Source organism: Shinella sumterensis (assembly GCF_004514425.2).
Classification (GTDB): Bacteria; Pseudomonadota; Alphaproteobacteria; order Rhizobiales; family Rhizobiaceae; genus Shinella; species Shinella sumterensis.
This window is the reverse complement of the sequence record NZ_MYFN02000002.1, coordinates 284,359-304,112: the sequence shown is the minus strand read 5'-3', so window position 1 is coordinate 304,112 and position 19,754 is coordinate 284,359. Positions and strand designations below refer to the sequence as shown.

25 protein-coding genes and 1 other RNA gene are annotated in these 19,754 nt (G+C 63.4%); 7 read left to right on the top strand and 19 right to left on the bottom strand.

Features of this window, described 5'->3' with window-relative positions:
* Positions 1–11 precede the first annotated feature (11 nt).
* From B5M41_RS05255 to ruvC, 10 genes are all read right to left on the bottom strand, one after another.
* On the bottom strand, positions 12–1,124 hold the full coding sequence (locus B5M41_RS05255) for a hypothetical protein (RefSeq protein ID WP_134645772.1): 1,113 nt from the start codon (positions 1,122–1,124) through the stop codon (positions 12–14).
* 9 nt (positions 1,125–1,133) lie between these two features.
* Complete coding sequence (gene tolR, locus B5M41_RS05250) at positions 1,134–1,586, bottom strand: protein TolR (RefSeq protein ID WP_134645774.1); 453 nt, start codon at positions 1,584–1,586, stop codon at positions 1,134–1,136.
* 26 nt (positions 1,587–1,612) lie between these two features.
* Positions 1,613–2,329: a protein TolQ gene (gene tolQ, locus B5M41_RS05245; protein ID WP_134645776.1), complete on the bottom strand. Its 717-nt coding sequence runs from the start codon at positions 2,327–2,329 to the stop codon at positions 1,613–1,615.
* Between the two features lie 310 nt (positions 2,330–2,639).
* A complete protein-coding gene (gene ybgC, locus B5M41_RS05240; protein WP_134646223.1) occupies positions 2,640–3,101 on the bottom strand; it encodes a tol-pal system-associated acyl-CoA thioesterase in 462 nt (153 codons plus the stop codon).
* Positions 3,102–3,106: 5 nt separating this feature from the next.
* Positions 3,107–3,616, bottom strand: a complete 510-nt coding sequence (locus B5M41_RS05235; protein ID WP_134645778.1) for an NUDIX hydrolase — start codon at positions 3,614–3,616, stop codon at positions 3,107–3,109.
* A gap of 13 nt (positions 3,617–3,629) precedes the next feature.
* A complete protein-coding gene (ruvB, locus tag B5M41_RS05230; protein ID WP_134645780.1) occupies positions 3,630–4,670 on the bottom strand; it encodes a Holliday junction branch migration DNA helicase RuvB in 1,041 nt (346 codons plus the stop codon).
* 40 nt (positions 4,671–4,710) lie between these two features.
* Entirely contained in the window at positions 4,711–5,328 is a 618-nt protein-coding gene (gene ruvA, locus B5M41_RS05225) for a Holliday junction branch migration protein RuvA (RefSeq protein WP_134645782.1), read from the bottom strand.
* 11 nt (positions 5,329–5,339) lie between these two features.
* Positions 5,340–5,756 (bottom strand): type II toxin-antitoxin system VapC family toxin, encoded by a 417-nt coding sequence (locus B5M41_RS05220; RefSeq protein WP_134645784.1) that lies wholly within the window; start codon positions 5,754–5,756, stop codon positions 5,340–5,342.
* The gene (locus B5M41_RS05215; protein WP_134645786.1) at positions 5,737–6,000 is read right to left on the bottom strand and encodes an AbrB/MazE/SpoVT family DNA-binding domain-containing protein; all 264 of its coding nucleotides are present in this window, start codon (positions 5,998–6,000) and stop codon (positions 5,737–5,739) included. Before B5M41_RS05215 ends, B5M41_RS05220 begins: the two co-directional genes overlap by 20 nt.
* A 55-nt stretch (positions 6,001–6,055) precedes the next feature.
* Entirely contained in the window at positions 6,056–6,568 is a 513-nt protein-coding gene (gene ruvC, locus B5M41_RS05210; protein WP_134645788.1) for a crossover junction endodeoxyribonuclease RuvC, read from the bottom strand.
* Positions 6,569–6,726: 158 nt separating this feature from the next.
* On the opposite strand from ruvC, the gene B5M41_RS05205 reads away from it, so the two are divergent.
* Positions 6,727–7,728 carry an LLM class flavin-dependent oxidoreductase gene (locus B5M41_RS05205; RefSeq protein ID WP_134645791.1) on the top strand — a complete coding sequence of 334 codons (1,002 nt, stop codon included), beginning with the start codon at positions 6,727–6,729 and terminating at the stop codon, positions 7,726–7,728.
* Positions 7,729–7,828: 100 nt separating this feature from the next.
* Here B5M41_RS05205 and B5M41_RS05200 read toward each other — a convergent pair whose 3' ends face one another.
* The 3 genes from B5M41_RS05200 to B5M41_RS05190 form a co-directional block, all read right to left on the bottom strand.
* On the bottom strand, positions 7,829–8,575 hold the full coding sequence (locus B5M41_RS05200; protein WP_134645793.1) for a YebC/PmpR family DNA-binding transcriptional regulator: 747 nt from the start codon (positions 8,573–8,575) through the stop codon (positions 7,829–7,831).
* 166 nt (positions 8,576–8,741) lie between these two features.
* On the bottom strand, positions 8,742–9,236 hold the full coding sequence (locus B5M41_RS05195; protein WP_134645795.1) for a hypothetical protein: 495 nt from the start codon (positions 9,234–9,236) through the stop codon (positions 8,742–8,744).
* A 17-nt stretch (positions 9,237–9,253) separates the two neighbouring features.
* Positions 9,254–10,090, bottom strand: coding sequence for an MBL fold metallo-hydrolase (locus B5M41_RS05190; RefSeq protein WP_134645797.1), 837 nt, complete (start codon positions 10,088–10,090; stop codon positions 9,254–9,256).
* Between the two features lie 156 nt (positions 10,091–10,246).
* On the opposite strand from B5M41_RS05190, the gene B5M41_RS05185 reads away from it, so the two are divergent.
* A complete protein-coding gene (locus B5M41_RS05185; protein ID WP_134645800.1) occupies positions 10,247–10,783 on the top strand; it encodes a pyridoxamine 5'-phosphate oxidase family protein in 537 nt (178 codons plus the stop codon).
* A gap of 2 nt (positions 10,784–10,785) precedes the next feature.
* On the opposite strand, the gene B5M41_RS05180 is transcribed toward B5M41_RS05185, so the two are convergent.
* Complete coding sequence (locus B5M41_RS05180; RefSeq protein WP_134645802.1) at positions 10,786–11,607, bottom strand: TIGR00282 family metallophosphoesterase; 822 nt, start codon at positions 11,605–11,607, stop codon at positions 10,786–10,788.
* Between the two features lie 9 nt (positions 11,608–11,616).
* Positions 11,617–12,201: a 5-formyltetrahydrofolate cyclo-ligase gene (locus B5M41_RS05175; protein ID WP_134646225.1), complete on the bottom strand. Its 585-nt coding sequence runs from the start codon at positions 12,199–12,201 to the stop codon at positions 11,617–11,619.
* 200 nt (positions 12,202–12,401) lie between these two features.
* Between B5M41_RS05175 and B5M41_RS05170 the strand changes: the two genes are divergently transcribed.
* A complete protein-coding gene (locus B5M41_RS05170) occupies positions 12,402–12,623 on the top strand; it encodes a helix-turn-helix domain-containing protein (RefSeq protein ID WP_160871586.1) in 222 nt (73 codons plus the stop codon).
* Here B5M41_RS05170 and B5M41_RS05165 read toward each other — a convergent pair.
* Positions 12,610–13,611, bottom strand: a complete 1,002-nt coding sequence (locus B5M41_RS05165) for a sugar-binding transcriptional regulator (RefSeq protein WP_134645804.1) — start codon at positions 13,609–13,611, stop codon at positions 12,610–12,612. The genes B5M41_RS05170 and B5M41_RS05165 overlap by 14 nt on opposite strands.
* A gap of 304 nt (positions 13,612–13,915) precedes the next feature.
* On the opposite strand from B5M41_RS05165, the gene tal reads away from it, so the two are divergent.
* Positions 13,916–14,878, top strand: coding sequence for a transaldolase (gene tal, locus B5M41_RS05160; protein WP_134645806.1), 963 nt, complete (start codon positions 13,916–13,918; stop codon positions 14,876–14,878).
* Between the two features lie 142 nt (positions 14,879–15,020).
* Positions 15,021–15,404, top strand: a complete 384-nt coding sequence (locus B5M41_RS05155) for a hypothetical protein (protein WP_134645808.1) — start codon at positions 15,021–15,023, stop codon at positions 15,402–15,404.
* 41 nt (positions 15,405–15,445) lie between these two features.
* Here B5M41_RS05155 and ssrS read toward each other — a convergent pair.
* From ssrS to B5M41_RS05140, 3 genes are all read right to left on the bottom strand, one after another.
* A non-coding RNA gene (ssrS, locus tag B5M41_RS05150) (6S RNA) lies at positions 15,446–15,604 on the bottom strand.
* 84 nt (positions 15,605–15,688) lie between these two features.
* Entirely contained in the window at positions 15,689–16,060 is a 372-nt protein-coding gene (locus B5M41_RS05145) for a cell division protein ZapA (RefSeq protein WP_134645810.1), read from the bottom strand.
* Positions 16,061–16,080: 20 nt separating this feature from the next.
* A complete protein-coding gene (locus B5M41_RS05140) occupies positions 16,081–16,353 on the bottom strand; it encodes a DUF4164 domain-containing protein (RefSeq protein ID WP_134645812.1) in 273 nt (90 codons plus the stop codon).
* A gap of 329 nt (positions 16,354–16,682) precedes the next feature.
* Here B5M41_RS05140 and tkt point away from each other — a divergent pair, with 329 nt between their 5' ends.
* Positions 16,683–18,665, top strand: a complete 1,983-nt coding sequence (gene tkt / locus B5M41_RS05135; protein ID WP_134645814.1) for a transketolase — start codon at positions 16,683–16,685, stop codon at positions 18,663–18,665.
* A gap of 68 nt (positions 18,666–18,733) precedes the next feature.
* On the top strand, positions 18,734–19,744 hold the full coding sequence (gap, locus tag B5M41_RS05130) for a type I glyceraldehyde-3-phosphate dehydrogenase (RefSeq protein ID WP_134645816.1): 1,011 nt from the start codon (positions 18,734–18,736) through the stop codon (positions 19,742–19,744).
* Positions 19,745–19,754 lie beyond the last annotated feature (10 nt).

Sequence of the window (19,754 nt, the reverse complement as noted above, 5' to 3'; positions counted from 1 at the left end):
TTCCCTAGTTCTTACATCATCTGGCTGGGGTCGAAGTTCACGACGACTTCGCTCCAGGCATCATATTTTTCCGGCGGCAGTCCCTTGAACGGCCGCGATTTCATGATGGCGCGGCGCGCGCCGCCGGCAAGGGCCCGGCGCGCGGAGTCCGTGCCGCCGGTCGCCACGACTTCGGGTTCGCCGATAATGTCGCCGTTCTGGTCGAGCTGCATCGTCACCTTGATGCGCACATCCTCGGCGCCCGACATGCCGGGCGTGATCGACCAGTTGTTCTGGATCTGGCCGCGCAGGGCGTCCATCTCGCTCATGGACAGCTTGGTGCCGCTGGTCGTCTTCTTGCCACCCAGCGCCGCCTGCTCCTGAGAACGCTTGGCACCGCCACCAGCTGCCTTTTCCTTGTTGAGAAGCGCCGCGATCTCATCGGAGTTGAAGTCGCTGTCGTTCTGCGACGTCGCCTTCTCCTGCTTCTTCTTCTCGTCCTTCTTGCGATCCGGCGTCTTGGCGGTCTCGGCCTTGGCCGTCTCCGTCTTCTTCTCGGCAGGCTTTTCGGCCGTCTCGGCCTTCTTCGTCTCGACCTTCGGCTTCATTTCCGGCAGCGGAATCTTGTCCGGCAGCGCTTCTGCTTCGGGGTCTGCGGCGGGCTTGTCCTCGGAAGGCGTGGCCTCCGGCTTCGGGTCGGGCTTGACCTCCTGCTTGGGCTCGGCAATGGCCGCGACCTCGGTCGAAGGCTCGCTGGCCTTCTGCTCGTCCTGCACCTGTTCGACGGGCTTGGAATCGGGCGTCTGAACGACCTTCTCCGCCTTTTCCGGTGCCGCCGCGGTCTCGATATCACGCGGCTTTTCACCCGGCGTCGGCAGGTTCTTCAGGTCGACCTCGTTGTCGCCGACATTTTCCGCGTTTTCGACCGGCGTTTCCTTCTTCGTCGGAACCGGCGCGGCCTTTTCCTTCATTTCGGCTTTCTTGTCGCCCTGCTGGATCTGCGTCAGTTCCTCGATCGACACGATGTCGACCGGCATCGCCTCGACGTTGGCCACGTCGAAGCTTTCGGGAGAGCCGAGCGAGACCAGCGCCCAGGTCAGAACCAGGGAGTGGAGCACGGCGGATGTGGCAAGGCTGCCCTTCATGGCGTGCTGTTACCTGTCCGGTTTCTGCTCGGTGACAAGGCCGATATTGGTGAAACCACCGGCCTGGATGCGCGACATGACGTCGGCGACCACGCCATAGGGCGCATTGCCGTCGCCGCGCACGAAGACGCGTTCGGTGTAGCCCGTCGTCGCGACGGCCTGCAGCTTGGCGGCGATCTCGTCGATCGGGATTGCCGTTTCCTGCAGGTAGACCTGCCCGTCCGACTTGACCGAAACGGTGATCGGCTGCGTATCGGCATTGAGGGCCGCGGCCTGCGTCTTCGGCAGGTCGATCGGCACGCCGACCGTCATGAGGGGTGCTGCGACCATGAAGATGATGAGCAGCACGAGCATGACGTCCACGAAGGGCGTCACGTTGATTTCGCTCATCGGGGCTCGTCTGCCACCGCCGCGACGGCGGCGGCCGCCACCAGAATTCTTTGCACCGACTGACATGCCCATGGCGTCGTCTCCGTTTCAATCTGCCATCACTGCGCTGCGGCGCGCGGCTGGAGCTTTTCGTCGATCTGGCGCGAAAGGATGGCCGAGAACTCGTCGGCGAAACCTTCCATGCGCGAGGTCAGTTTGCCTGCATCTGCGGAGAACTTGTTGTAGGCGATAACCGCCGGAATTGCGGCGAGGAGGCCGATCGCCGTCGCCAGAAGCGCTTCCGCAATACCCGGCGCCACGACGGCAAGGCTCGTCTGCTTGGAACCGGCGATGGCCTGGAACGACGTCATGATACCGACGACCGTACCGAAAAGACCGACGAACGGGGCCGCCGAACCGATGGTGGCGAGCGACCCGAGGCGCGCTTCCAGCGTTTCGGATTCACGCGACAGCGTCACGTCCATTGCCCGGTCGATACGCATCTGAAGGCCGATGGGCGAACGCGCACCGCGCTCGAAACTCTTCTTCCACTCGCGCATCGCCGCCACGAAGATGGCGCTCATGCCCGACGTCTGACGGTCGGACAGCGTGCGATAAAGCTCTTCCAGCGATTGCCCGGACCAGAAGACCTGCTCGAAATTGTCGAGCTGACGACGGGCGCGCCCATATGTCACCGTCTTGTCGACGACGATCGCCCACGTCCAGACGGACGCGGCGATCAGGCCGAGCATGACGAGCTTTACGACGAAACCGGCCTGCATGAAGAGACCCCAGAGGGTCACACTGTGCGCGGCATCCAAACCCACTTGTTCCATAGACCTATGTCCCCGAATCCAAATACCCGGCACGGGCACATCGCAGCCCGACCGGGTAACATTCCGCCGTCGCGACCGCCTGGGAGGTGGGACCGCTAGGGCATTCACAAACGCACGTCGCAGCCAGGATCTCGATCCGCACCCGCTTCGCAGCCCGTCAAGAATGTCCGGTTGATGCTGCCGGCCGCCATGCCGGTCAAACGCTTACAACCTGCCTTCTTCACGGCAAATTTGGTTAAAGGATGACGTGCAGTGCACAAAATCCTCACCAACCGAGTAAGACATCATTATGGTTAAGGGAGCGTTACCGCTAAACGACACCGGTCAATTCTTGCGCTCTGGCAAGAAAACGGGTGGCGAGCGCCTCCGGCAGGCGACGCGGCCGGCCCTGCGCATTGATAACGGCGATGATGACGCGCGCGGCAATCAGAAGCTGTTCGCCGCGACGAATCTCCTGCGTCAGGATCATCTTGGCGCCGCCGGCCTTTTCGGTGGAGGTGAGGATTGTCAGGATATCATCCATGCGCGCCGGCGCCTTGAAGTCGATCTCCATGCGATGCACGACGAAAACGAGGCCCTCGCGATCCTCCTCCAGCACGAGACTGCCCTGCTCGACGCCGAGCAGGCGAAGATAGTCCGTGCGCCCGCGCTCCAGGAAATGCAGGTAGCGCGCGTGATAGACCACGCCGGAGAAATCCGTGTCCTCGTAATAGACACGTTGCACGAGCCGATGGCCCGTTTCGGTCAATTCACCCGAGAGGTGGTGATACATGTCCGTCAAGCTGCGGTCTCCTTTGCGGCCTGCCGCGACAATCCTTCCCGAAGAATGACATGTTCGACCGCGGCCGGCAGCCGATCCAGGCGATCGGCAATGAATTGCGGTTTCAGCACATGATCGCCCCGTGCCGCGCGGTTGGCGCGCAACCAGCGGAACTCGACCTCGACACCATCGACGATGCGGTGGACGGTGTCGGTCTCGTGGAAGGGAAAGTCGTCGTCCATGGATAGCAGATAATAGAAACCGAGTTCGTGCGCGGCGTAACCTTCATAGGTGAAGAAGCTCTCGACCGTCCACAGAAGGCGCTCGATGCGCACGTCCCTATCAAGTTCTTCGCGCATTTCCCGCAGGATCGTCTCCTGCGAGCTTTCGCCGATCTCGGCGCGCCCACCGGGCAACGCCCAGTAATCGTCCTTCACTCCGCGCTGCGCAAGAATGTAACCGTCGCGAAAAATCAGGCCCGCCACACGAAAACTGAAGAGCTGCGGCTTGCGGTCGATACGGATCATGTGGCGATCCCGCTCACTCATCCTCCAGCCCCAGCCGGAACTGCGTGGCTTCCAGATCCTTCGGCGGCGTGAGGCCCATATGCTTCCAGGCATTCGCCGTCAGAACCCGCCCGCGCGGCGTGCGCTGAATGAAGCCCTGCTGGATCATATAGGGCTCGATGATGTCCTCGATGGCGTCGCGCGGCTCGGAAAGCCCTGCCGCGATCGTCTCGATGCCGACAGGTCCGCCGCCGAAATTATGCGCGATCATCGACAGATAACGCCGGTCGAGCTGGTCGAGGCCCATATTGTCGACCAGAAGTCGCGTCAGCGCCTCGTCGGCAATCGTCTGCGTGACGGCTTCCGCCCGTGCGACCTCGGCGAAATCGCGCACGCGCCGCAGAAGCCGGCCTGCGATACGCGGGGTCCCGCGGGCACGGCGCGCGATTTCGCGCGCGCCTTCATCCGTCATGCCGAGCCCCATCAGCCGGGCGCCGCGGCGCACGATCGATTCCAGTTCCTCGACCGTATAGAAATTCAGCCGCACCGGAATGCCGAAACGGTCACGCAGCGGCGTCGTCAGGAGGCCGAGGCGGGTGGTCGCAGCCACGAGGGTGAATTTCGACAGGTCGATCTTCACCGAGCGCGCCGCCGGGCCCTCGCCGATGATGAGGTCGAGCTGGAAATCCTCCATGGCCGGATAGAGGATTTCCTCGACGGCCGGATTGAGGCGGTGGATTTCATCGATGAAGAGCACGTCGCGCTCTTCGAGATTGGTGAGCAGCGCCGCAAGGTCGCCGGCCTTGGCGATGACAGGGCCGGAGGTCGAGCGGAAATTGACGCCGAGTTCCTTCGCCATGATCTGGGCAAGCGTGGTCTTGCCGAGCCCGGGCGGGCCGACGAACAGCACATGGTCGAGTGCTTCGCCGCGGTTCTTCGCCGCCTCGATGAAAATCTTGAGGTTGGCGCGCGCCTCCGCCTGGCCGGTGAAGTCGTCCAGCGTTTGCGGCCTCAGGGCCGTGTCGATGTCCTCGCCGCGCTTGTCCGGCGAAAGCAGTCTGTTTTCGTCGCTCATCGCGCCCTAATCCCATTGTCCACGGCGGAAGGCAACCGCATCACCGCGACAATTCCTTCAGGCCGAGACGGATGAGCTTGGCGCTGTCGGCGCCCTCCCCGCCGTTCTTCAGCGCGGCCGCGATGGCATTGGCGGCCTGGTCGCGCGAGTAGCCGAGATTGGTGAGCGCCGAGACGGCATCGGAGACGGGCGCCGAGGCGACGCCCTCGCCGAGCTCCTGCTTGAGCCCGATTGCAGCGCCGGCCTCGCCGGAAAAGGCCGGCGCCTTGTTGCGCAGTTCCGTCATGATGCGCACGGCCACCTTTGGCCCGACACCCGGCGCCCGCGACACCGCCGTCTTGTCCTGCAGCGCGATGGCATTGGCCAGTTCGCCCGGCGTGAGCGTCGAGAGCACGGCGAGCGCGACCTTGGAGCCGACGCCCTGCACGCTCTGCAACAGGCGGAACCATTCCCGCTCCAGCGCCGTCAGGAAGCCGAAAAGCCGGAACTGATCCTCGCGCACATAGGTCTCGATGAACAGGACAGCCGCCTCTCCGGTCGAACCGAGCTTGCCGAGCGTGCGCGCCGAGCAATGGGCGACATAGCCCACCCCGTGCACGTCGAGAACCACATGATCCTCTCCGATCTCGTCGATGGTGCCTTTGAGTTTGCCGATCATGGAAGGATCCGTCAGGGATGGGTTTCGGGAGAGATGATGTCGAGGGCCGGGAAATAGCTGCGATAGCGGGCAGCGTCGCGGGTGAGAAGCCGATGAGCCCGCACCGCGGCATGCGCACCGATCAGGAAGTCGGGAAGCGTGCGCTCGCGCAACCCGCCGGCCCGCTTATAGCGTTGATGCGCCAGCCCCGCCTGGTAGGCGGCGGAAAACGGCAAGGCCTCGCGCACCGGGTTGAGCCGTGAAAGCGTCTGCGCAAGGGCGTCCTCGCTCGCCATCATCCCGGCAAGCTCCGCCCAGACGATGGGGGAGAGGACGAACTGAACATCCGGCTTGAGCGCGAGAATGGTGCGCGACGACCAGTCCTTGAACGGCGTTTCGAGCCCGAAGACATCGATGATGATGTTCGTATCAATCAGAACCGAGGTCATCGCGGGGTCCACGGAGCCATTCCATATATTCGTCCGTCGTCATGCCTCCGGTGTCGAAGATACCGCTTCGGCTTTTCAGCCAGGCCTCGAAATCGTCCGGCTCCGCACTCTTGCCACCCGCAACGACGATCAGCCGCGCGCCCTTGTCGTCCGCCACGAAATCCACCTCCGATCCCGGACCGATATTCAATCGATCGCGGATCTCCTTGGGGATGGTCACCTGACCTTTTTCCGTCACACGCATGGTAATACCTCTGCGGTATTACTTACCCGCCAAACAGGAACAAGTCAAGAACAAATCAACCGACGAGCTTGGCGAGACGGCCGGAAAGGCCCTGGCGATTGTGCGCGTGGCAGATGGCGATGGCCAGCGCGTCGGCGGCATCGTTGCCCACGAAGGTTGCCTTGGGCATCAGGACCTTCAGCATCATGTGGATCTGCTGTTTCTCGCCATGACCGACTCCGATGACCGCCTTCTTCACGGCATTCGGCGCATATTCGGCAACACGCAGGCCGGCGCGGGCGGGCACCAGCATGGCGATGCCGCGGGCCTGGCCGAGTTTCAGCGTTGCCACCGCATCCTTGTTGACGAAGGTCTGCTCGACGGCGGCTTCGTGCGGCTGGTGGCTGTGTATGATGTCAGCGAGCCCGTCATGTAGCTGGCACAGGCGCGAGGCAAGATCCATGTCGCCATCGGAAGTCACGGTTCCGGACGCAACGAAGCGCAGCGAATTGCCGAGTGTCTCGATAACGCCCCAGCCGGTGCGGCGAAGCCCCGGATCGATGCCGATGATGCGAATCGTTTCCTGCATGGGTGAACCCTAATCCTCTCGGAGGAACCCTGCCAGCCAAATGTGAACAAAACAAAAACATTGACGCCATTCCCATAAACTCGGAAAGCGTCGCTTGGATTTCAGGAAACTGAACCTACATGGGAGGACGATCAAATTCCCTTACATGAGGCTGCATCATGGTGCCCTTCTCCATCCTCGACCTTTCACCGGTCATCGAAGGCGGCACCGTCGCCCAATCGCTGGCCAGTTCCCGACGCCTCGCGCAGGAAGCCGAAGCGCAGGGTTACAAGCGCTTCTGGCTTGCCGAGCATCACGGCATGCGCGGCATTGCCAGCGCCGCCACCGCGCTCGTCATCCAGCATGTCGCCGCCGGCACGCAGAAAATCCGCGTCGGCTCCGGCGGCATCATGCTGCCGAACCATTCGCCGCTGGTCATCGCAGAACAGTTCGGCACGCTTGCAGCCCTCTTCCCCGACCGTATCGACCTCGGCCTCGGCCGTGCGCCGGGAACCGACATGCGCACCGCGCAGGCGCTGCGGCGCAATCTCGAAACCAGTTCCAACAATTTCCCGCAGGATGTCGTGGAGCTGATGCAGCTCATGGGGCCGATCAGCCCGGAGCAGAAGGTCATCGCCATTCCCGGTGCGGGCAGCAACGTGCCTGTCTGGCTGCTGGGCTCCAGCCATTATTCGGCGCATCTCGCCGGCATGCTCGGCCTGCCCTTCGCCTTCGCCTCGCATTTCGCACCCGACATGCTGCTCTCGGCGCTGGAAATCTACCGTGAGCGCTTCGAGCCGTCGCAGTATCTCGACAAGCCTCACGCCATGGTGGGCGTGATGGGGGCCGCTGCCGATACGGATGCGGAAGCCGACCACCTCTTCACGTCCATGCAGCAATCCTTCGTGCGCCTGCGCCGCGGCACGCCCGGCGCCTTCCCGGCGCCGGTGGACAGCATGGACGGCTTCTGGAGCGAACAGGAGCACATCAATGTCGAGCACACGCTGCAATATGCCGTCGTCGGCGGCCCGGAAAAAATCCGCAGGCGCATCGCCGATTTCCTGGATCTGACGAAGGCGGACGAACTGATCATCTCCATGCCGATCTACGACATGGACGCGCGGCTGAAATCGGTGCGGCTGTTTGCGCAGGCGCAGCGGGAATTGGCCGAGGCGGCATAACAAAAGGCCGGGGGACAACGTCACCCGGCCTTTTTGCTGTGTGCTCCCTGCGTCATCCTCAGGCCCGGCCCGGGGGCGACGGAAGAGATCGAAAATCCGATCAGGCCGAAAGCTTGGCCATGACTTCGTCGGAGACTTCGAAGTTCGAATAGACGTTCTGCACGTCGTCATCGTCTTCCAGCGTGTCGATGAGCTTCATCAGCGACTGCGCCTTTTCCTCGTCGACCGGCACCGTGTTCTGCGGCTTCCAGATCGCCTTGACGGTCTCGGCTTCGCCGAGCTTGTCTTCCAGCGCCTTGGAGACGTCGCCGATATCCTCGAAACCGCAGATGATCGTGTGGCCGTCCTCGTCCGTCGTCACGTCCTCGGCGCCGGCCTCGATGGCGGCTTCCATGACGGCGTCGGCATCACCGACGGAAAGCTTGTAGGTGATTTCGCCGACGCGGTCGAAGGAGAAGGAAACCGAACCGGTTTCACCCAGCGCGCCGCCGGCCTTGGAGAAGGTCGAGCGGACGGAGGAAGCCGTGCGGTTGCGGTTGTCCGTCAGCGCCTCGACGATGACGGCGACGCCGCCCGGGCCATAACCTTCGTAGCGGACTTCTTCGTAGTTCTCGCTGTCGGCGCCCGAGGCCTTCTTGATGGCGCGCTCGATATTGTCCTTCGGCATGGACTGCGCCTTGGCGTTCTGGATCGCCAGACGCAGGCGGGCGTTCATGGCCGGGTCAGGCAGGCCCGTCTTGGCCGCAACCGTGATTTCACGGGCGAGCTTGGAAAACATTTTCGACCGCACGGCGTCCTGCCGACCCTTGCGGTGCATGATATTCTTGAACTGTGAATGGCCAGCCATGGCACCCCTGTCTCGTTTGGCGCCCGTCGTTTCGGTCGCCGGTCTGTACGCTGGAGCACAAGGGCGCTGTATCGCGCCGGCCTGCCGCCCCGATTTTCGGAATGCCGCCTTATAATTTCATTGCCGCCACACGTCCAGCAGGGCCACGGAACAAAGCGAGGGCGGTTCAGTCGGCGCGCACATGGGCCCGGCTGAGCAGGAAGGAATGACCATCGTTGCGCTCGCAGGTCAGCCCCGTGCGCTCCGAATAGCAGGTGAACGGGCCGCCGCGCCACACGTCGCCATAGGCGATTGTGCGGTCCGCGCTGCAGCAGCCCTGGTCGCCGACATCGGACAGGACGGTCGCCTTGCCGCTGCGCCCGAGGATCGCCCGCAGATATTTCGGCTCGATACGATCGCAGGAGAGTTCCGGCCCACCGTCGGGCGGCTGATAGACATCGGTCCCGCCCTCGGGAATGTAGGTGCAACCGATATTGCCCGAGGGCATGACGAAATGTTCCGCCACGCCCAAGGCGCGCGTGGGCAGCCTTTCGGCGGGCTTCGTTTCCGTCTGCCGCGGCTTGCCGGCATCTCCCGCAGGGCTGACAGGTGTCGGCGCACCGCTTGCGAAGGCGAGGGCCGACGAAAGCAGCAGTGCAGGCAGGGCAAGAACAAGACGCATGCGGGTCTACTCCGGCATCAGACGCCGGAGAGAATATGAATCGTCGGCCGCTTCGGCAAGCTGCGGATGGAGACCGTGACGGTGGCGTCATCGTCGGTCACGGCATCGAAGCCGCTGCCGAACATCGAGAGGAACTGGCTGATCGGCGGCCCGCGGCGGTGCATGGGCAGAATGAGCGCCGAACGAAGACGCTGCACGACGCGGCTCATGCTTTCCGCGCCCATGGTCAAGCCGCCATCGACCGGCACCATGAGGACGTCGAGCCGGCCGATCTCGGCATACTGCTTTTCCGTCAGTTCATGATGCAGGTGGCCGAGATGGCCGATGCACAGGCCCGCGACCTCGAAGATGAAGATGGAGTTGCCGTTCGGCTCCATCGCGCCGCCCCAGCCCCGGATATCGGTGGGCACATTGCGGATATAGGCATCGCCGACGACGACGTCGTGGTCGGCACCGTTTTCCGACGTCTCGTCCCAGCCGTGCAGGACATGGTCGATCCCGGGATCAGGGTTCAGCGTGTAGTGGCTGGAATGCGCCTTGTTCATCGTCACCACATCCGGCAACGCCGGCGGCGCATACCAGCCGTTATAATCGGTGGCGATCCGCACGCCCGCGGGCGTCTCGATGAAGAAGGTCGAATGGCCGACATAGGTGATGCGCACCTCCTCATCCGCCTTGGCCTGCACCTTCAGCACCGGGTCGGCGGAGAAGCTGGCGAAGGTGACGGACGGCAAGGCGCGCGCGATCATCTGGCACTGGCTGATCGGTGGCGTCTCTGTCTGGGCGAGGGATGGGCGCGGCGCCAGCAGATACACGGCGGCTACGATCAACGGAATGAGCAGGAGATGCGGCATGAGCGGCTCCGTTCATTGGTCGGCGCGACTATGCGCCCGACGCTTCCGCAGGTCGAGGCCGCGATGCCGGGAGCGCGATCACAATCCGTTGAGCGGAACCTTCGCCGGGGACCTCACGTTTTCTGCGGGAACAAACCAACGATTGCGAGGAACACCATGTCCAACATCACCCGTGCGCGCGAAAATCCGAAAGAACAGCTGTTCGACGAGATCGACAAGATCCATGCGGGCATGCTCGGCATCGAAGGCGCGCACATGCACATGCAGCCGATGTCGCCGCAGCTCGATCGCCAGACGGCGACGATCTGGTTCTTCACCCGGACGGACGCCGAGATCGTCAAGGCGCTGACACCGGGCGCCCATGCGCATTTCTGCGTCGTCGGCAAGGATCACGATTATCATGCCTGCATCGCCGGCCGCCTGAGCGTGCGCAAGGATCCGGTGAAGATCGACGAATACTGGAGCTCCATCGTCGAGGCATGGTTCGACCACGGCAAGAGCGACCCGAAGCTCACGATGCTCGCGCTGGAAATGGACGATGCCGAGATCTGGGCTTCGACCGGCAGCAAGCTGAAATTCGGCTGGGAGATCGCCAAGGCGAACTTCAATCCGGAAGAAGAGCCGGATGTCGGCGTGAAGGCGCATCTGCGCTTCAACGAAGGGTCAGCCGATCAGCTGCGCCGCATGATCTGACGTTACCAGAAGCTCGGCACCGTTTCGCTGAGGCGCGGCCCCAGGCGAAGCGGTGCGATCTTCTCGGCAAGGCCGGTGCGATCAGATATCTCGACGGCGAGGCCACAGATCGTGGCAGGGCCGGACGCGGCCTCGAACCGCCCCTTCGGCATCTTCGAAATGAACCGGTTCAACGGTTCTTCCTTTTCCATGCCGAGCGACGAATCGTAATCGCCGCACATGCCGGCATCCGACAGGTAACCCGTACCGCCGCTCAGGATCTGGCAGTCGGCGGTCGGCACATGCGTATGCGTACCGACGACGACGCTGGCGCGGCCATCGACGAAATGGCCGAAGCATTGCTTCTCGCTTGTCGCTTCCGCGTGGAAATCGAAAATGATGGCATCCGCCTGCTCGCCGAGCGGGCAGGATGCGAGGATCGCCTCACCCGCCGTGAAGGGATCGTCCAGCTCGGGATGCATGAAGACGCGCCCCATGATGTTGGCGACCAGCACGCGCGCCCCGTTGCGGGCGATGAAAAGGTTCGCGCCGCGGCCGGGCGTGCCGGCGGGATAGTTGGCGGGGCGCAGGAACTGGTCGTGCCGGCCCGCAAAACCCACCGCCTCCTTCTGGTCCCAGACGTGGTTGCCGGTCGTCACCACATCGGCACCGGCATCGATGGTGCTGAGGAAGATATCCTCGGTGATACCGAAGCCGCCGGCCGCGTTCTCCCCGTTGACGACGACGAAATCCAGCTTGAAATCGCTGATCAATCCCGGCAGGCGCTCCCAGACGGCCGTCCGCCCGGTCTTGCCCACCATGTCGCCCAGAAAGAGAAAACGCATCGAACTGCCTTAAGAAACCTGTTGGACCGTGCGGAGACCGCTTTCCGTGAGAATAGCGTCGAGAGGGACGTCGTGCGGTTCCGCCGGTACTGATGCCACTTCCTGGCAGTCGAACGCAATGCCGATCAGTTTCGGTGTCCGTCCTTTCGCCTTCAGCCGGTCGATGGCACGGTCATAGTGACCGGCGCCGTAGCCGATGCGGTTGCCCGCCCTGTCGAACGCCGAAAGCGGCACGAGGAGAATATCGGGTTCGAGCACAGTGGCTTCCGGCCCCGGCCCGGTCGTGCCGAAGCCCGTCTTGACCACGGGGGCATCCGGTTCCCACGCGCGAAACACGATTGTCTCCCGGTCGAGCACGACGGGCAGGCAGAGCCTGGCGCCCCGCGCGCGCAACTGCGCCATGAGCGGCCGGATATCCGCTTCCGAGCGAATCGGCCAGAAACCCGAAATGACGGCGCCCGGCGCAAAGAGGATACGTTCGCCGGCATGGTCGGTCATTGCCTGTCCCGCTTCGAGACGCGCCTGCGGCGTCATCGCGTCGCGCAAGGCCAGCCGTTCGTTGCGGATCACCGCCTTCAGTTCCTTCGCCGTCATGGAAGATGTCACGGGTATCTCCAGCATTTTGCCGTGCCTTATCAGGTGAAAGTGCGCAAAGGCAAATCCCCCATCCAGCCAAACGTGGCAGCGACGTCGAGTCCCGGAATGGCACAAACGTGCACGGGATCGAGGAGAGGCGTTAAGCATTGCGACAGTTTGAACTTTCCGCAGGCAGGCCAAGTCTCTAACCGGGCCGCATGCCTGCGCAGAACGACCGCCCCCCTTTCCCCGAACTGACGGAAATCGAGAAGAGATGTCTCGAGCTCGCAGCCCTCGGCAGGAGCCCGAGTGATATCGTGCTGGAAACCGACCTGTCGTCGCAGCGCGTGGCGGAAGCGATGCGCAGCGCCACCGACAAGCTCGGCGCCCGCAACATAACGGGCGCGATCACCCGCGCGCTGCGTCTCAACCTGATTTGATATCGGCGGCCGCCGCGTCTTCGGCCAGTTGCAGCATGGCCAGCGCCGCACCCTCGTCGGTAATGAGCGTATTGCAGCCGACGCGCCGGATCGTCGCCCGGATGGCCGGAGCCCTGTGCGCGCCGCCCGAGACGAGCACGATATGGCGCGCCTTCTTCACCGTATCGAGATCGATCGACATGACCCGGTCGCGGATCGGATGATCGATCGTGCGCCCCTGCGCATCGAGGAAATTGCACATCGTGTCGCAGACGCAACCTGCCGCGACCAGTTCCTCCAGCTCATGCCGGGCGATGAAATCGCGCGACAGCGAACTGGAGCGCGGGCCGATATCGCCGCAGCTGACGACCGCGATGTCCATGTTCTCGGCGAGGTCGAAGAGGGTCTTCAGGCCGCATTTCTCGATGAGGCTCCGTTTGGTCTCGCGTGAATCCACCAGCAGCGGCGCGAGGAACAGATAGCATTCCGCTCCGAGCTGGCTCGCGAGCTGCCAGGTGTATTCGATCGGGTTGATGTGGTGCGCCTCCACCACGCCGCCGAGCAGCGAGACGACCTTGACGCGCTCGCGTCGCGCCGGGCGGAAACTCGCGAGCGACGCCGTCAGCGTCCGGCCCCAGCCGACGCCGACCGTGCAGTCGTCGGGGATCGCCTCGGTCAGGAACTGCCCGAGCGCCAGCCCCACGCTCTTGGCCGTTGCCTCCGCGCTGTCGGCCGCCGGCACCACCACGGCCTCGTCGAGCCCGTAGGCCTTTTCGAGCCGCACGGCCAGTTCCACGCAGTCGGCGATGCCCTCGTTGATCCAGATCTGAACTTCCGAGCGCTTCAGCGCCTCGTCCAGCATGCGGATGACCGTCGAGCGGCTGACGCCGATCTTTTCGGCAACATCCTTCTGGGTAAGGCCTTGATTGTAATAGAGCCACGCGGCGCGCAGCCGAAGGGCCGCCGATTCCGAATAGGCCGTATGTGTGTCGCGCCGAAGCCTTGCCACGTCGCCTCCCGTTTCCGCCATTACATATGCTGCCTGGCAACTTGCGGGCACCATAACACGTCCCGTAAAAAATGCGACATATGTTCAAAACGATCAGCAAAAGTACTTGCTTTTTTGCCCGCAAAGGATGATAGTCCGCTCATATCGGCTGGCGGCACTCCGTCGGCGGATTGGTTGTGCGGGCACGCGCGGCGACGGAAAAGGAAGCACTGTCGCCGCACGCGTTTGCCGACGAGGAACATGGAGGAGGGTTTGGCGTTCCGCTGGAACGCCGCCCAGCAACAACCATTTCGGGATTTCGGATATGACGTCCAAGCTTGAACAACTCCGCGCGATGACGACCGTCGTGGCAGACACCGGCGACATCGAAGCCGTGCGCCGCCTGAAGCCGGTCGATTGCACCACCAATCCCACGATCGTCCTCAAGGCGCTCGGCACGCCGATGTTTGCCGACACGGTCGCAGAAGCGATCCGCTGGGGCCAGTCCCAGGGCGGAAACCGTGAAGGCGTCGTGGCGGCCGTTGCCGACCGCCTCGCCATTTCCGTCGGCGCGGCACTGGCCGAGCTCGTCCCGGGCCGTGTTTCGACCGAGGTCGATGCAGACCTTTCCTTCGACACCGAAGCCTCGATTACCAAGGGTCGCGACATCATCAAGGCCTATGAAGCGCGCGGCATCACCCGCGACCGCATCCTCATCAAGCTCGCCTCCACCTGGGAAGGCATCCGCGCCGCGGAAGTTCTCCAGAAGGACGGCATCGACTGCAACCTGACGCTGCTCTTCAACAAGGCCCAGGCGATCGCCTGCGCCGATGCCGGCGCCTTCCTCATCTCGCCCTTCGTCGGCCGCATCCTCGACTGGCACGTCAAGGCATCGGGCAAGACCTTCACGGCCGAAGACGATCCGGGCGTGCTGTCGGTCCGCTCGATCTACGACTATTACAAGTCCAACGGCATCAACACGATCGTCATGGGCGCCTCCTTCCGCAACACCGGCGAAATCGAGGCGCTGGCCGGCTGCGATCGCCTGACGATCAGCCCGGCCCTGCTCGAGGAGTTGGACGCCGCCGAAGGTACGCTGGAGCGCAAGCTTTCGCCGGAAAAGGCCGCCAAGGTCTCGCCGATCAAGATCGACGAGAAGACCTTCCGCTGGATGCTGAACGAAGACGCCATGGCGACCGACAAGCTCTCCGAAGGCATCCGCGCCTTTGCAAAGGACCTTGGCGGACTGCGCGCCATGATCGACAAGGAACTGAAGGCAGCCGCGTAAGCGAGGACCTTCAAGCCGATGCTACCGAAAGGCCGCCGAACGGGCGGCCTTTTTCATGTGCGGGGCCAGGCTGTCTCGGCTTTGACTTTGGCGGCCCGTGCCATAGGTGGGGACTGACCAGCCATGGCATGAAGGGGTTTTCATGAAACCGACGACACCGTCTCCTTGCGTACTCGCCCTTGCTCTTACCCTTTGCGGGCCATCGGCAGCCCATGCCGACACGGTATTCAAGCCCGGGCTTTTTGTGCGGCAGACCCAGCACTGGGACTCCAAGACGAACGGCTTCCTGCCCGGCGCGGAAGAGGGCGAAGGAGACGGATGCTGGCAGGTGGAAAGCGTCGGCGCGAGTGAGGTTAAAATGAAGCTGGTCAGCGGCGTCTTCAAGCCGTGGTGGGCGGACAGCGCCATCGAGATCGGCACATCCGACACCTGGTTCGACAACGAGGTTTACCGGGAAACCAATCCCGGCGCCGCGCCGCTTTCCCAGCTGCGCAAGATATTCACGCCGGTTGCCTCCTGCGGCTGAACGAGCGCCGGTCGCGCATTGCATGCCGACAAAACAGAGAGGTGCGATCCGCGGCGACCGATGGAGATTTACGATCCTGGGTGCCTACAAACGTAGGTGGGCGCCATATGTCCAGGCCCACGAGCCTGGTCAGGGACAGCTCCCGTTGGATCGAGTATGGCCCCAGGGATTGTGGTTCCTGTCGGGAAGCGCAGATCGCTCATGACATATAGGCCGAAAGCAGCGTCTTCGCCAGTGGCAATCGACCAGGCGTTGGCCGGCTGAAACGAAAAATTGCGTCGGGATCAGTTGACCTGCGGCTTGCCGTTGAGCTTTGCCGCCATGCCCTGGATCTGGTTGGTGAGTTCGCCGAGCGCCTGGGCGATCGCCTCTTCGCTGCGCGAGACCTCGACCAGCACGCCTTCGCGGCCGCTGCGCAGTTGCTCGGTTTCTTTCTCGAGCGTTTCAAGCCGGCGGGTCACGTCGTTCAGTTCATCCATGACCATGATGCCGGCCATGACGGTGATGCGCAGATCGCCGATCTCGCCGAACTGCGCCTTGAGGTGCCCGACATAGCGATCGAACCCGGCGGCGAGGTCTTCCAGGTGGGACTCCTGCCCCTCCTCGCATGCCATGCGATAGGCCTTGCCATCGATCTGAACGGTTACCTGAGCCATGCGGATTCTTTCTGTTGCGCCTAACGGTCGAGCACGGCGCGGATGGTCTCCATCGCCGTGACGAGACGGCGGGAGACCTCGCGGTTGACCTCTTCCAGCCGGTTGGCGCGGAATTCGGACTGGTCCAGCTCCTGGGCAAGCCGCGAACGGTCGGCATTGACACGCCGCACCTCGCCCTCCACCTCGCCGTGTTCCCGTTCACGGTCAAAGCGCATGTCGAGCGCATTCTCGAGACTGCCAAGCGCCTTGCGAAGCTCCTCGATTGCAGCCCTGACTGTTTCCCCGTGTGTCATAAAGCCTTCACCGGCACTCTCAAAAAACACGAATCGCCGCCGCCGGCGCCGGTTCCCACGCATTGACAGTATTCAACTGCGGGGCAGAGCGTCAACAGCGCGGGCGCACCCGCCGGAAAGCCGCTGTGGATCAGCTTCGCGACCTATGGTGCGTGGTGGCGTTCCACCTCGCCCGAAAACGCCAAAAAACCCGGCGGATTCGGCGCTCAAAGGCCGCAGGAACCGCCGAATTCGTTGACTTAGACGGTGCACCTGCTATGTGTCAGCCGCTTCCAACCGGCGCCCCTCAGGGACACCGGCCCTGACACCCCGAAGAATACGGAACAGTCATGATCTCTCGCGAAAAACACGACCGGATGGCGAACGCAATTCGCTTCCTTTCCATGGATGCCGTGGAAAAGGCGAACTCCGGCCACCCCGGCCTTCCCATGGGCGCAGCAGACATCGCAACGGTTCTTTTCACCCGCTTTCTCTCCTTCGATCCGAAGACCCCGCACTGGCCGAACCGCGACCGTTTCGTCCTGTCGGCCGGCCACGGCTCGATGCTCCTCTATTCGCTGCTCTATCTGACGGGCTACGAGGACATCACGATCGACGAGATCAAGAACTTCCGCCAGCTCGGCGCCAAAACCGCCGGCCACCCGGAATACGGCCACGCCGCCGGCATCGAGACAACGACCGGCCCGCTCGGCCAGGGCATTGCCAATGCCGTCGGCATGGCGATCGCCGAGCGCAAGCTGCGCGACGAGTTCGGCTCGGACCTGATGGAGCACTACACCTACGCGCTCGTCGGTGACGGCTGCCTCATGGAAGGTATCAGCCAGGAAGCAATCTCCCTCGCAGGCCACCTGAAGCTCAACAAGCTGATCGTGTTCTGGGATGACAACAACATCTCGATCGACGGCCCGATCTCCATGGCCGATTCGACCGACCAGCACGCCCGCTTCCGTGCGAGCCAATGGCACACGATCGCGGTCGACGGCCATGATCCGGACGCGATTGCCGCGGCCATCGAGGAAGCCCACAAGTCCGACAAGCCCACGATGATCGCCTGCAAGACGACCATCGGCTTCGGCGCGCCCAACAAGGCCGGCACGCACAAGGTGCACGGTTCGCCGCTCGGCGCGGAAGAAATCGCCGCCACCCGCAAGGCGCTGAACTGGGAAGCGGAAGCCTTCGTGGTTCCCTCCGACGTGCTCGATGCCTGGCGTCTCGCCGGCCTCCGCTCCGCCAAGGCGCACAAGGAGTGGGAAGCCCGTCTGGAAAAGACGGATGCCGAAAAGAAGGCCCAGTTCGTCCGCCGCTTTGCCGGCGAGCTCGAAGGCAGCCTCGATTCCGCAATCGCCGCCTACAAGAAGAAGCTTGCCGAAACGAAGCCGAACCCGGCGACCCGCAAGGCTTCGGAAGATGCGCTCGAAGTCATCAACGGCGTTCTCAGCGAAACGATCGGCGGCTCGGCCGACCTGACCGGCTCGAACAACACCAAGACGAGCCAGACCAAGTCGATCACCCCGACCGATTTCTCGGGCCGTTACATCCACTACGGCATCCGCGAGCACGGCATGGCCGCGGCGATGAACGGTATCGCGCTGCATGGCGGCCTGATCCCTTATTCCGGCGGCTTCCTGATCTTCTCGGACTATTGCCGTCCGTCGATCCGCCTCGCCGCGCTGATGGGCATCCGCGTCATCCACGTCCTGACCCACGATTCCATCGGTCTGGGCGAAGACGGCCCGACCCACCAGCCGGTCGAGCAGATGGCTGCACTGCGCGCCATTCCGAACCTGCTGATGTTCCGTCCGGCCGATGCCACGGAAACGGCGGAGTGCTGGCAGCTAGCGCTTGAAAGCCACAACCGCCCGTCGGGTCTGGCGCTGACCCGCCAGAACCTGATGCCGGTCCGTCTGGAATACGAAGAGGAAAACCTCTGCGCGCGCGGCGCCTATGACCTCGTGTCGGCCAGTGACGCCCAAGTGACGATCTTCGCATCCGGCTCGGAAGTCGAGATCGCGGTGAAGGCCGAGCAGGCGCTCACGGCCAAGGGCATCTCGACCCGCGTCGTCTCCGTCCCCTGCTTCGAGCTCTTCGCCGAGCAGCCGGAGGCCTACCAGAAGGCCGTTATCGGCAACTCGCCGGTCAAGATCGCCGTCGAAGCCGGCATCCGCCAGGGCTGGGATTACTTCATCGGTTCGGATGGCACCTTCATCGGCATGTCCTCCTTCGGCGCATCGGGCCCCTACAAGGAGCTCTACAAGCATTTCGGCATCACGCCGGAAGCTGTCGTCGCCGCCGCGGAAGCCAAGCTCGGCTGAGTGCACGAGGGCGCGGCCCCGCCGCGCCTCTCACCGCCAAAACATTTATCCATAGGGAGAGACCCCAAATGACTGTGAAAGTTGCCATCAACGGCTTCGGCCGCATCGGCCGCAACATCCTGCGCGCCATCGTCGAATCCGGCCGCACCGACATCGAGGTCGTGGCGATCAACGATCTGGGCCCGGTCGAGACCAACGCGCACCTCCTGCGCTACGATTCCATCCACGGCCGTTTCCCGGCTGAAGTGAAGGTCGACGGCGACACGATCACCGTCGGCGGCGGCAAGCCGATCAAGGTGACCGCCATCAAGGATCCGGCGACGCTGCCGCACGGCGCCATGGGCGTCGACATCGCCATGGAATGCACGGGCATCTTCACCGCCCGCGACAAGGCCGCCGCTCACCTGACGGCCGGCGCCAAGCGCGTCATCGTCTCGGCTCCGGCCGACGGCGCCGACCTGACCGTCGTCTACGGCGTCAACGATGACCAGCTGACGAAGGATCACCTCGTCATCTCCAACGCCTCGTGCACGACGAACTGCCTCGTGCCCGTCGTGAAGGTCATCGACGACCTCGTCGGCATCGATCACGGCTTCATGACGACTATCCACTCCTACACCAACGACCAGCCGTCGCTCGACCAGATGCACAAGGATCTGTACCGCGCCCGCGCTGCCGCCCTTTCGATGATCCCGACCTCGACGGGTGCTGCAAAGGCTGTCGGCCTCGTCCTGCCGCACCTCAAGGGCAAGCTCGACGGCACCTCGATCCGCGTTCCCACGCCGAACGTCTCCGTCGTCGACTTCAAGTTCGTCGCCAAGCGCGACACGACGGCCGCCGAGATCAACGAAGCCATCAAGGCTGCCTCCAACGGCAAGCTGAAGGGCATCCTCGGCTACACCGACGAGCCGCTCGTCTCGAAGGACTTCAACCACGACAGCCACTCGTCGATCTTCGCGACCGACCAGACAAAGGTCCTTGAAGGCAAGTTCGTCCGTATCCTGGCGTGGTACGACAACGAATGGGGCTTCTCGAACCGCATGTCCGACACGGCTGTCGCCTTCGCGAAGCTGATCTAAGGACGCTCAT

Coding starts and splice junctions, on each gene's coding strand:
- B5M41_RS05175 (WP_134646225.1), bottom strand. CDS start 12,201: ATGACGGCGAAGGAACTGAAGGCGGTGATCCGCAACGAACGGCTGGCC.
- ruvB (WP_134645780.1), bottom strand. CDS start 4,670: ATGAGCGACGAAAACAGACTGCTTTCGCCGGACAAGCGCGGCGAGGAC.
- B5M41_RS05185 (WP_134645800.1), top strand. CDS start 10,247: ATGTCCAACATCACCCGTGCGCGCGAAAATCCGAAAGAACAGCTGTTC.
- B5M41_RS05200 (WP_134645793.1), bottom strand. CDS start 8,575: ATGGCTGGCCATTCACAGTTCAAGAATATCATGCACCGCAAGGGTCGG.
- ruvA (WP_134645782.1), bottom strand. CDS start 5,328: ATGATCGGCAAACTCAAAGGCACCATCGACGAGATCGGAGAGGATCAT.
- B5M41_RS05155 (WP_134645808.1), top strand. CDS start 15,021: ATGAAACCGACGACACCGTCTCCTTGCGTACTCGCCCTTGCTCTTACC.
- ybgC (WP_134646223.1), bottom strand. CDS start 3,101: ATGTATCACCACCTCTCGGGTGAATTGACCGAAACGGGCCATCGGCTC.
- B5M41_RS05180 (WP_134645802.1), bottom strand. CDS start 11,607: ATGCGTTTTCTCTTTCTGGGCGACATGGTGGGCAAGACCGGGCGGACG.
- B5M41_RS05220 (WP_134645784.1), bottom strand. CDS start 5,756: ATGACCTCGGTTCTGATTGATACGAACATCATCATCGATGTCTTCGGG.
- tkt (WP_134645814.1), top strand. CDS start 16,683: ATGATCTCTCGCGAAAAACACGACCGGATGGCGAACGCAATTCGCTTC.
- B5M41_RS05140 (WP_134645812.1), bottom strand. CDS start 16,353: ATGACACACGGGGAAACAGTCAGGGCTGCAATCGAGGAGCTTCGCAAG.
- B5M41_RS05195 (WP_134645795.1), bottom strand. CDS start 9,236: ATGCGTCTTGTTCTTGCCCTGCCTGCACTGCTGCTTTCGTCGGCCCTC.
- B5M41_RS05170 (WP_160871586.1), top strand. CDS start 12,402: ATGCCTGCGCAGAACGACCGCCCCCCTTTCCCCGAACTGACGGAAATC.
- tolR (WP_134645774.1), bottom strand. CDS start 1,586: ATGGGCATGTCAGTCGGTGCAAAGAATTCTGGTGGCGGCCGCCGCCGT.
- B5M41_RS05205 (WP_134645791.1), top strand. CDS start 6,727: ATGGTGCCCTTCTCCATCCTCGACCTTTCACCGGTCATCGAAGGCGGC.
- gap (WP_134645816.1), top strand. CDS start 18,734: ATGACTGTGAAAGTTGCCATCAACGGCTTCGGCCGCATCGGCCGCAAC.
- B5M41_RS05145 (WP_134645810.1), bottom strand. CDS start 16,060: ATGGCTCAGGTAACCGTTCAGATCGATGGCAAGGCCTATCGCATGGCA.
- ruvC (WP_134645788.1), bottom strand. CDS start 6,568: ATGCAGGAAACGATTCGCATCATCGGCATCGATCCGGGGCTTCGCCGC.
- B5M41_RS05255 (WP_134645772.1), bottom strand. CDS start 1,124: ATGAAGGGCAGCCTTGCCACATCCGCCGTGCTCCACTCCCTGGTTCTG.
- tolQ (WP_134645776.1), bottom strand. CDS start 2,329: ATGGAACAAGTGGGTTTGGATGCCGCGCACAGTGTGACCCTCTGGGGT.
- B5M41_RS05235 (WP_134645778.1), bottom strand. CDS start 3,616: ATGATCCGTATCGACCGCAAGCCGCAGCTCTTCAGTTTTCGTGTGGCG.
- tal (WP_134645806.1), top strand. CDS start 13,916: ATGACGTCCAAGCTTGAACAACTCCGCGCGATGACGACCGTCGTGGCA.
- B5M41_RS05215 (WP_134645786.1), bottom strand. CDS start 6,000: ATGCGTGTGACGGAAAAAGGTCAGGTGACCATCCCCAAGGAGATCCGC.
- B5M41_RS05190 (WP_134645797.1), bottom strand. CDS start 10,090: ATGCCGCATCTCCTGCTCATTCCGTTGATCGTAGCCGCCGTGTATCTG.